This window comes from Acinetobacter sp. C15 (genome assembly GCF_013420645.1).
Lineage (GTDB): Bacteria > Pseudomonadota > Gammaproteobacteria > Pseudomonadales > Moraxellaceae > Acinetobacter > Acinetobacter indicus.
The window spans coordinates 1-9,613 of sequence record NZ_VOXR01000065.1 but is presented as its reverse complement, the minus strand read 5'-3'; the positions used below and the strand labels follow the sequence as shown (position 1 = coordinate 9,613).

Annotated in this window: 9 protein-coding genes and 1 other annotated feature; of the genes, 2 read left to right on the top strand and 7 right to left on the bottom strand. The window is 37.0% G+C overall.

Features of this window, described 5'->3' with window-relative positions; translation table 11 throughout:
- The first annotated feature begins 554 nt into the window (after positions 1–554).
- Together istA and istB are read left to right on the top strand one after the other, a co-directional pair.
- Positions 555–1,574 (top strand): IS21-like element ISAba8 family transposase, encoded by a 1,020-nt coding sequence (istA, locus tag FTT63_RS14260; protein WP_159153814.1) that lies wholly within the window; start codon positions 555–557, stop codon positions 1,572–1,574.
- Positions 1,574–2,347 (top strand): IS21-like element ISAba8 family helper ATPase IstB, encoded by a 774-nt coding sequence (gene istB, locus FTT63_RS14255; RefSeq protein WP_159153815.1) that lies wholly within the window; start codon positions 1,574–1,576, stop codon positions 2,345–2,347. The genes istA and istB overlap by 1 nt, the downstream gene beginning before the upstream one ends.
- 121 nt (positions 2,348–2,468) lie before the next feature.
- On the opposite strand, the gene FTT63_RS14250 is transcribed toward istB, so the two are convergent.
- The 7 genes from FTT63_RS14250 to FTT63_RS14220 all read right to left on the bottom strand — a co-directional run bounded on the left by FTT63_RS14250 (position 2,469) and on the right by FTT63_RS14220 (position 8,972).
- A protein-coding gene (locus tag FTT63_RS14250; RefSeq protein WP_159153816.1) for an IS3 family transposase occupies positions 2,469–3,688 on the bottom strand; the annotation gives its coding sequence in 2 pieces (ribosomal slippage) (positions 2,469–3,412 and positions 3,412–3,688; 1,221 coding nt in all).
- Positions 3,297–3,413: a sequence feature (AL1L pseudoknot), on the bottom strand. Its footprint overlaps the gene before it by 117 nt.
- A gap of 263 nt (positions 3,689–3,951) precedes the next feature.
- Complete coding sequence (locus FTT63_RS14245; RefSeq protein ID WP_127798922.1) at positions 3,952–4,467, bottom strand: hypothetical protein; 516 nt, start codon at positions 4,465–4,467, stop codon at positions 3,952–3,954.
- Between the two features lie 40 nt (positions 4,468–4,507).
- Entirely contained in the window at positions 4,508–5,047 is a 540-nt protein-coding gene (locus FTT63_RS14240) for a 3'-5' exonuclease (protein ID WP_127798920.1), read from the bottom strand.
- A gap of 28 nt (positions 5,048–5,075) precedes the next feature.
- Positions 5,076–5,972 carry an ATP-binding protein gene (locus tag FTT63_RS14235; protein WP_127798918.1) on the bottom strand — a complete coding sequence of 299 codons (897 nt, stop codon included), beginning with the start codon at positions 5,970–5,972 and terminating at the stop codon, positions 5,076–5,078.
- Positions 5,969–6,466: a four-carbon acid sugar kinase family protein gene (locus FTT63_RS14230; protein ID WP_151208077.1), complete on the bottom strand. Its 498-nt coding sequence runs from the start codon at positions 6,464–6,466 to the stop codon at positions 5,969–5,971. Before FTT63_RS14230 ends, FTT63_RS14235 begins: the two co-directional genes overlap by 4 nt.
- A gap of 3 nt (positions 6,467–6,469) precedes the next feature.
- Positions 6,470–7,417, bottom strand: coding sequence for a CBASS oligonucleotide cyclase (locus tag FTT63_RS14225; protein ID WP_151208075.1), 948 nt, complete (start codon positions 7,415–7,417; stop codon positions 6,470–6,472).
- Between the two features lie 19 nt (positions 7,418–7,436).
- Positions 7,437–8,972 carry a phosphorylase gene (locus FTT63_RS14220; protein ID WP_159153817.1) on the bottom strand — a complete coding sequence of 512 codons (1,536 nt, stop codon included), beginning with the start codon at positions 8,970–8,972 and terminating at the stop codon, positions 7,437–7,439.
- Positions 8,973–9,613 lie beyond the last annotated feature (641 nt).

Below are 9,613 nucleotides of genomic sequence, written 5' to 3'. Positions count from 1 at the left end.
TAAGTTCTTTATCCGACATAGACACCAACATATCAAACCGTCCGCTAAGAAAATTGCAAAAGTGCATATTCTAAAAGCGGACATTTTTACTTTGGAGAAACCGGACATTTCTACTTTGGGCTTACATGCCAATTGCGTATAATATAGATTATGTTAAATTAAGTACATAGTACTTTAAGTTCATAACTCTCTGTGTTTATAGATAAACAATATATAAAACAATGACTTATTAAAAAAATAATTCTAGGCTAATTTTATTTAAGTCTATATAGTGTTTACTTCATTTAGTTCTTCAATTGTGTAATGTTCTTCTTAAAGACAATCAAACTCTCAAAAAAGCATTCAACTCAAAATCGAATTGTTGTGCTGTTCAATGCTTCGACTACAACGGCATGTCTTTATCCATTACTCTATTCTTTATCTGTTTTGAGATTTCAAAGTGTAGCTACCCAACAATCAGATATGCTGTTAGCGGCAGTGTAAAAATGACCCCCTAATGGCATTTAAAAACTGACCCCCTTGGTTAATATAGCGGTCATTTTGGACTGCTCAACATGTTAACTTTGGAGCAAGCAGTGACAATCCAAATACTTCATCAACAAGGTAAATCTATTAAAGCCATTAGTCGTGAACTGGGGGTGTCCAGAAATACCGTACGTAAATATTTACGGCAAAACACCACACCTCAGTATCAGCGTATACAGCCTAGAATAAGTATCCTTGACCCATATAAACCCTATTTACTCCAACGTGTAAACGCAGCTCATCCTGAATGGATTCCTGCTGTTGTGCTCTACCAGGAAATTTTAGGGTTGGGATATCCAGGAAAGATCAGGATCTTGAGGGAATATCTTGCAACATTAAAACCAGTTGCTCAACCGGAACCGATCATTCGTTTTGAAACCCAACCTGGCCAACAAATGCAGGTAGATTTCACGACAATTCGACGCAACAACACGACTTTAAAAGCCTTTGTCGCAACATTAGGGTATTCCAGAGCGACTTTCGTGAAATTTTATGATCATGAACGTACGGATGCATGGATCGATGGTCTAGAAAATGCATTTCAGTTTTTTGCAGGAGTACCTCAAGAAATCCTGTTTGATAACGCTAAAACGATCATGATTGAACGGGATGCCTATCAGGAGGGGCAGCATAAATGGAATCCCAAACTGCTCGACTGCGCCAAGAAATACAGCTTTCGTCCTCGCGTATGTAAGCCCTACCGTGCACAGACCAAAGGCAAAGTTGAACGCTTTAATGGATACCTCAAATCAAGCTTTATTGTGCCATTGAAAGCAAGCCTGAAGACTTCGGGTTTACTGTTAGATGTTGATGTCGCCAATGCCCACATTGGCCGGTGGCTGCATGAAACCGCCAATCAGCGGATTCATGCCACCACGCAAGAAAAACCGGCTGTTCGACTGCAACAGGAGCAGCAAAAATTTACGCCATTACCGCAATCAGATACAGGTTCTAGCACTGTACCTGTTGCAGCAGCACAGCATGTCATGCCCTACGAGAGTTTGCAGCATCCCTTATCGGTATATGACCAGTTGCTGGGAGTTTCCTGATGAATCTGCAATACGACCGTATAGAGCAACTTTGCCAAAAGCTCAATCTGCCTGCCATCGCATCACAATGGTCACATCATGCACAACAAACATTAGGTCAAGATGGAAGTTATGCCGACTTTGTTGAAGCTATCTTGACGCATGAATATGCTGCCAGGCAACAGCGCAGCCAGCAGGTCCTGATGAAACTCTCAGGCCTGCCTCAAGTGAAAACGCTGGAAGGTTACGATTTTAATTATGCACTGGGTGCTCCCAAATCACAGGTGGTCGAGTTGTTCAACCTGAGCTTTATTGCTAGAGCAGAAAATGTGGTGTTTCTCGGGGCTAGCGGTGTAGGGAAAACGCACTTATCTATGGCATTAGGCTATAAGGCCATCATGAACAATGTCAAAACCAAGTTTATTACCGCCGCCGATCTCACGCTGCAACTGAGTACAGCCTATCAGCAAGGTAAATTGAAAACCTATATGCAACGTGCGGTACTGGGACCAAAGTTACTGATTATCGATGAAATTGGTTATTTACCGTTTGGACGTGAAGAAGCGAATCTGTTCTTTAACGTGATTGCCAAGCGTTATGAAAAAGGCAGTACGATATTGACGAGTAACTTACCCTTTAGCCAATGGTCTAAGTCGTTTGCGGATGATGTTACGTTGACCGCTGCGATGTTAGATCGGTTGCTGCATCACTGTCATGTGGTACAAATATCGGGTGAGAGTTATCGTTTGAAGGATAAAAAAAGAATTGGGATTCAGCCCCAGGTTGAAATTTAATACGAGATCAAAGGGGTCAATTTTAGAATGCCGTTGACAATGCTCGCACTTAAATTTTGGTATGAATTCTGGTTCCAGAAATTGAACCGTACCGGGTTTGTCGGAGACTTTTTTATTTAAGTTAGGCCACCTGACCTAACGGGTTAATCTTATCATAGTACATTGCTTCAAACTCAAAAGGCGATACATAACCCAGTGCACTGTGTACACGCTTTTTATTGAACCAATCTACCCTGTTTAGTGTCGCAAGTTGTACATCTGCTAAACCTTGCCAATCTGCTTTTAAATATTCAATCACCTCTGTTTTGTATAAGCCATTCACCGTTTCAGCCAGAGCATTATCGTATGAATCACCAGTTGTACCGACTGATGCTCGTAAATTTGCAGCTTCTAAACGATTGGTATAGCGAATAGAAAGATATTGCACACCTCTGTCGGAATGATGAATCACATTCTTTGGCATGCCTCGATCATGCAATGCTTGCTCTAATGCATCGAGCACCATATCTGTATTCATTCGTGTAGATACTTTCCAGCCAACAATTGCTCGTGAGAACACATCAATAATAAAGGCGGTATAGACCCAGCCTGAATTTGTTTGAATATACGTAAAGTCACTGACCCACAGTTGGTCAGGATGATCAGCAGTAAAATTACGTTTCACTAAATCATCTGCTCGTTTTTGGTCATCTCGGCTACGGGTGGTTTGTTTGTTCTTACCTCGCCAAACACCTTGTATACCTAGCTTTTTCATTAATCGAGCAACAGTACAGCGTGCAATAATATAGCCTTCACGTTTCAGTTTTTGCCAGACTTTACGTACACCATACCGACCTGAACTTTCCTTCCAAATTCGTTTAATCTCCTCAGCATGATGCAAGTCATGTAAATCTCGCTTTGCTCGATGTTCTGGATTTTCGCAGAGATCTAGAGTCCGGTAATAGGTTGAAGCTGCGATCGGTAAAATCCTACAAATCGCATCAACACCATATAAGTCTTTATTGTTATGGATGAAATCCACCATTATTTGTGTGGGCGGTCGAGCTCCGCCTTGGCGAAAAAAGCGGCTGCTTTGCGTAGAATTTCATTGGCACGCTTTAATTCTTTAATTTCACGTTCCATTTGCTTCATTTTTTCTTGGTCAGATATCTGTTGTACTTTAATAGGATTTTGCTGATCTAAATGCTTTTGATGCCAGGCACGAAGTGTTTCAGGAGTACAACCAATCTTAGGCGCAATTGCTGTGATTGCAGCCCAATTCGATGGATAATCTTTCTCGGATTCAATCAATAATTGAACCGCTCTTTCTCTGATTTCAGGGGTATATTTTAATTTTGTCATCGGGATAGTCTCTCAGAATATTGACTCTCCGACAAACCCGGTACGGTTCATTCAGTTCTTTGGACAATTCCCTTTTAGATCAATAATAGAGACTAATATCAATTATCTTATACATGGTATGTGGTTGATTCCATTAATAGTCCTTGGATTTTTTTTATTCACTGGTATTAAAATTCATCAGAAGAATATTAGTAAAATATCTAGATATTAACAGCCTAAAAATATTATCTAGCCCTATGCAAAGATATGCATAGGGTTATTACTTATTTAGAAATTAACGTAGTATCATTTTTTTTGGGAGTTTCAAAAGAGATTTTTTCAAAAATTATTAAACTAAAGATTAAGACTCCGATTAAGCCAATTAGTCCCATAATTAAGAAAGTTGCTCTAAATATCAAGCCATAAGTCAAAATTTTACTTAAATATTTTTTTCCCATATTAGCTCTAATAAGATTACTTTCTTCATTACAAAATATTCCAATATCAATTGAAGAATTTCTTTCTAATCTTTTAAAGACTTCTTCAGATTGTTTGATTAAAAAAGATGTTCTTTGATCTAGCTTCCAGAAAACAAATGCCGTAATACTTAAGAAAATGGATAAAAATATTCCTATGTAAGCAAAGGTACTTGAGGACTGAATGGAAACACCTATAGCGGTTCCTAATCCAGCAATGATAAAAAGAAAATAATTGAACATTGTTATTCTTTGGTTGGAATGTAATTCAAAGTACTTCCAGGCATGTTCAACAGCTTGTTCAGAATTAATCCTATTTGTCATATTAATATTACCCAATTGAAAATTATATGAATTATATAATTTATTCAATTGAATAAACTAATCTAAATAATTCTGCTTGATACTTTGCATCGTGCAAAGCATTATGATCTCCTTGTAAAGTAGGATGTACATATTTATCTATTGAACTTGACTTTGTATCGTACCAGCTACATTTTGTGGCTCCCATAAAAAGAGCTTTGATATCTATAGCTGATATACCAAAAGGATTTCTATTTAAATATTTTAGAAAATAAAAATTTATAAAAGACCAATCGAAAGGCGCATTAAGTCCTACAAATATAGGTCTAGAGTCCTCTGGTAAATACTTGAGTATCCAACTTTCAAATTGAGACATTGCTTCTATGGGGGGAATACCTTTCTTTCGTGCTTGGTCTAAAGTTATTCCTGACACTTTTAAAGCTTCTTCAATTGCTTGATCACTGATTGGTTGGAGCATTATTGTAAATTCTATATCAGGGTTATATACGAAACATGCTCCTATAGTCAGCATACTGTGTTCACCTACTATAGGACCTGCTGTTTCAATGTCTACAGAAATATAAACCTCTTTTTTATACATTCTTATGCTCCTTCCAATTAGAATTATGTTATCCAGCCATTATAGGTGAAGGCTTTAGCTTACTAAGAGCCTGATGGAAGTGTGAGATTTTTAATTCTGAATCAGGAAAAGCTAAAGAAACTGCCGTTGGATATAACCGTGTACGAATATCTGAATAAGTCCAACCTGGTTCTGCTCCGTGAGGAGCAGTTGCACTTACTAATTCGGCAATTTCATCTTCCGAAAAATCGATGTCAGACAAATCTTTAGTAAAAAGCTCATGTCGTTCTTCATTAGATGGGCGAACAAACTCTTCTACAATGGAAGCTCTACGCAAAACAGCTGCATCTAAAGCAGCTAATCGATTAGTACATAAAATTGCAAAGATACGGCCACCATGTTTTCTTAAATCATCTATTGCTTGAATTAAAGTATTCACACCAACTTTATCTTCATGATGACTATTTTCTTGACTTCGAGATGCTCCAAGCGAATCACCTTCATCAATAATAAGAAAAGCTCGACCATTTCCATGTCCAATAGACCGAGTGATTTCATCGAATGCTTGTGCAATGAGAGTACCCATTTCACCAACTTTACCAGTTCCTCTGACTTTATTACTAAGCTTAAATAGCAAAGCATCTTCTATTTTCGCATCACGAGCTAATCTATTAACAATTGCTTCAGCATTTGCAGTTTTTCCAGTACCTACATCACCATGAAAAATAGCTAAAGGATATTGATCGACAAGAAGATCAATAACCGCTAGTTTTTTCCCATGTTTTTGTTTACTCCATTGTTCTAACTCATCAGCCTGAAGCAAAAGTTGTACTTGTTTCTTAATACGGGAATATCTAGATTCAAAACCGAGTAATTTGTCAGCTAAATCATCAAATTGTTTAATTGGTAAATCTGTCTTAACTTCAAAAACTGTTGATTTACTCATGAGTAGTCGCTCCTATTAGCTCCATAACCATTACTGCTATAACCTCGCTCCCCTGATGCAGAAAGGCTACTGTGAGTGGTACTTTCTGTTGTTGAGACCCAAGTTATTTCCAATGGTAATTTGGAAGCTTTTTCTGATTCATTACGATATTTATCGGTATGTGACAATATAATTCTAATTCGTCCATCTGGTGTGTGGGGCCACATTACTCCGCCAGGTCTTTCAGTACCAGATGCACCTTCAGTTTGAAATATGTACTTAATAGCTCTAACTTCTGAACCATAGGAAGATATCAAAGTTACATCAACTTTAGATAAATATTCATTTTTTGCTAATAGTTCAATATCATGGGCATATTCTTTCGCTTTATCTTCAGTCATCGCTCTTGTGCTACTAGCGATCATAATTAAATCTGCTTTAATACTACGTACAACTTTTTCAACATCAGCTACAGTGTAAGTACTCGAATAAGTACTTGAGTATGATGAACTCATGCTTTAATCCTTAATTTTAAATTTATTACCGAATATTTCTTTCCAAATGTCGTTATCATCTTCTACTGATGCATAATTTGCAGTTTCCCAAGCTTGTAAGGCTATTTTGACGATTTGTTCTTTCTCTTCTATAGTTATTCGAGACGCTACATTATTTTCATGGTTAGCAGGATCAATAATTACAACAGGATCTGAAAAATATTTCTGCACCTTAGCCGAGTTCTCAGGGAAATCAATACGCTCATTTAATTCACTTTGAGCTATAAATCCTAAAAATTCTCTAAAACGTTGTTCAATATTTTGTGTTGGTCCATCACGATCTTGTAAATAAGCTAGTATCAACTCTAGATGAAAAGATTTAAGGCCCGGAGGGCACGCAAAATTTTTCCATCGTTTTGCCATACGCACTAAAGTGCGGTAATGCTTATCTGAATTTTTTCTATCACGAATAAATTGAATATGACAAGGAGCACAAGTTAGGTTTTTTTCTTTAGTTTTTAGATCATATTGCCAACCATGGTTTGGTTCTTGGGCATCTTGAATTACAGGAACTACATCTACACTCAGCCCACTTTTGACAAAAGTTACTGTAGCTGCTCTCCGTTGAATCTCAAAATCTTCAACAGCTTTAGTTGGATAAATTTTTGTGAGTAACGTGTAAATTAAGTCATTAAGATTGTCTAATGTCGAATCATCTACATTTTTATTACTGATATAAAATACAATATCTACATCGATAGGATCATCTACAGTTTTCTTCAAAATTGTATACTTTGCAAAAGAACCGGCTTTAACTACTTTTGCTATTTTTAAGTCAGAGTTTGAAGTGATATGTTTGCGTAACTCTGTTATTAAATTATCCACTTGTGCATGATATTCTGTACGTTTTTCTGAAGGTAAACGAAGTACATTACCATCATAATATTGAAGATCTGAATTTGTAAGTGACATTCTGATGTGTTTCCCCAAGTTAGTTATTAAGTGTTAAGCCATGAGTAATATAATCTGCTGTTACTGCAGCAGCTGCTTTTGCGGCTAAGTCATGAAAGCGATTGTCTTTTGTGGAATCACCAAAGTCACTAATTCCTCTAATCATTAACACGGGTTTTTTATGTAAAGCACAAGCCGCAAATACTCCTGCACCCTCCATTTCAGCAACTTCAATTTTTCCATTAAGTTCTTTTAAGGCTTTAAATTTTTCAGGATCTCGAAGAAGCTTCTCACCACTTCCAATAGTGACTGTTTTAGGCATAACACTTTTAGTTACTGGGCCAATTTCAATACTATCTGGAAGTATGATTTCTAAGGCTTCATAGCTCTTTATTAAGCGACTTTCTAAAGAACTTTTGTTAGATAAATATGTGCTAACATCCTGTCTAACTTTAAGATCTAACACTGTGCTTTTAGGCCGGTGTTCTGTAGCGCCACCTTCAATGAGAGCTGCTCCTTCGTATGCAACGACTTGTTCAGATAAAACAACTTCGCCTAAAGCACATTTTTCGCGCATTCCCGCAGCAATACCTAACATGATTACATTTTTAGGTTGTAATTCAATTAGTAATGTGGTGGTGATTGAAGAAGCATCTACATTTCCAGCGCTAGAAAAACATGCTATTGCGCAATTAGCCCGTATACCATCATTGCGAATTATTTCTGTTTTCCATACATGGAGACCCGTACTTGTAACTATAGGCTGTACACCTTCATTAATATTTAATGCTTGCCTTGCAGCTGATAATTCAATTGGTAAAGCTGTCAAGACTAATACATCTGGCGGAAGAGCTGCGTGTCTAGCTTGTTCCTCTTTATAAAAGATCGTAATAATTCTCTTTGCAATTTGAGAAAATTCTAATACAGGTTCTTCTAAAGAGAGTGCTGAAATACTTTTTACCACAGTAGAACCGGTATTTTGCAAATAAGTTTGAGGAGTGTCTCTAAATTTTTTTAGCAATCCTAATGCACCATTTCCATCTTCTTTATTTGATCCGATTTGTAGATCTAAAGGCAAAATAGGCAACCCTTTTTTTACCATTTTGTGAGCTCTATCTAATACTCCTTTACCACCACCTAGTGCAATCATTGCTGTAGCATGCTCAATTTGTTCTTCACCTACATTGCTACCTGTTAAGATTTCGTCATCAATACAAATATGTTCAGCAACCCCACGAGCAATCATGCTATTTAAAAGCCGTCGCTGTTCGGAATTGGTTTTGCATTGCAACCGATCATTTGATGCAACAATCTTAAGAAAGATTTTGTTTTCTATCCCTTGAGTTAGTTCGTTTATTTTTCTAGCAATAGTCCAATCAAAAACTAAAGATTTTTGAGTTTGATTTACAGGCTCTGCTGAAAAATAACCGATAAAGCTGCCTCCAGCATTAATAACTTCTGTTACAAGAGCTTCAACAAATGAATGAGCCTTATCGATCTGGTCATCATTTGTAGTAAGAGAAATGCTACCTGCAAGGAGAATACAACTATTTGAAAGAGAAACTGGATTACTCATTCTCCCCTTACCCCCTAAAAAATATAATAATTTTTAATAGATGAAGGTTACATTAACTATTGCAAGTGTTCTTTGAAAATTTATTTAGCTTTGTAATTTTAGTATGCAAGTAGTTTAATTGTTCACTCCTCCAGGTATCACTGCAAATATGGCTGTACAGTGGTAAGAACCCTACAAACGCGATTGAATGAGATAAAGTAATATACTGTAGTACCAGCTGTTAAAAGGAAAAACCACCAAAACACCTAGATTACTAATTGTTACTGAAGGAATATCCATAATTTTGGAAAAAGTTGTCTAGATAGAAGAAGAACTCCTAATAAAGTCGCAATTATTGCACGAGCATGCTGAGAAAGGCGGCACTCAAATCTACAGTTGCTATGTGAGTTGTGAGTTATGACCCGGCAAATATGATAACTCCAATAAAATCATTAATCTAAACATTTGCTGAATCTTCATTAAATTACTAACCACTGAATTAGATGGATGAAATGGTAAATATATAGTTGTGAAGGGCTTTGTTGCACAAACCTATCTGTAAAGGCTTTTTCAGCGATATAATTTTCAAATGAAGAAGCCTACACACAAAATCTACCGCACAACCAATTGGCCCGCATATAACCGAGCACTCATGAGTCGCG

Bases quoted from the DNA above. Each gene is read 5' to 3' on its own strand.
- FTT63_RS14220 (WP_159153817.1), bottom strand. From the start codon at position 8,972: ATGAGTAATCCAGTTTCTCTTTCAAATAGTTGTATTCTCCTTGCAGGT.
- FTT63_RS14235 (WP_127798918.1), bottom strand. From the start codon at position 5,972: ATGAGTAAATCAACAGTTTTTGAAGTTAAGACAGATTTACCAATTAAA.
- istA (WP_159153814.1), top strand. From the start codon at position 555: ATGTTAACTTTGGAGCAAGCAGTGACAATCCAAATACTTCATCAACAA.
- FTT63_RS14225 (WP_151208075.1), bottom strand. From the start codon at position 7,417: ATGTCACTTACAAATTCAGATCTTCAATATTATGATGGTAATGTACTT.
- FTT63_RS14245 (WP_127798922.1), bottom strand. From the start codon at position 4,467: ATGACAAATAGGATTAATTCTGAACAAGCTGTTGAACATGCCTGGAAG.
- FTT63_RS14230 (WP_151208077.1), bottom strand. From the start codon at position 6,466: ATGAGTTCATCATACTCAAGTACTTATTCGAGTACTTACACTGTAGCT.
- istB (WP_159153815.1), top strand. From the start codon at position 1,574: ATGAATCTGCAATACGACCGTATAGAGCAACTTTGCCAAAAGCTCAAT.
- FTT63_RS14240 (WP_127798920.1), bottom strand. From the start codon at position 5,047: ATGTATAAAAAAGAGGTTTATATTTCTGTAGACATTGAAACAGCAGGT.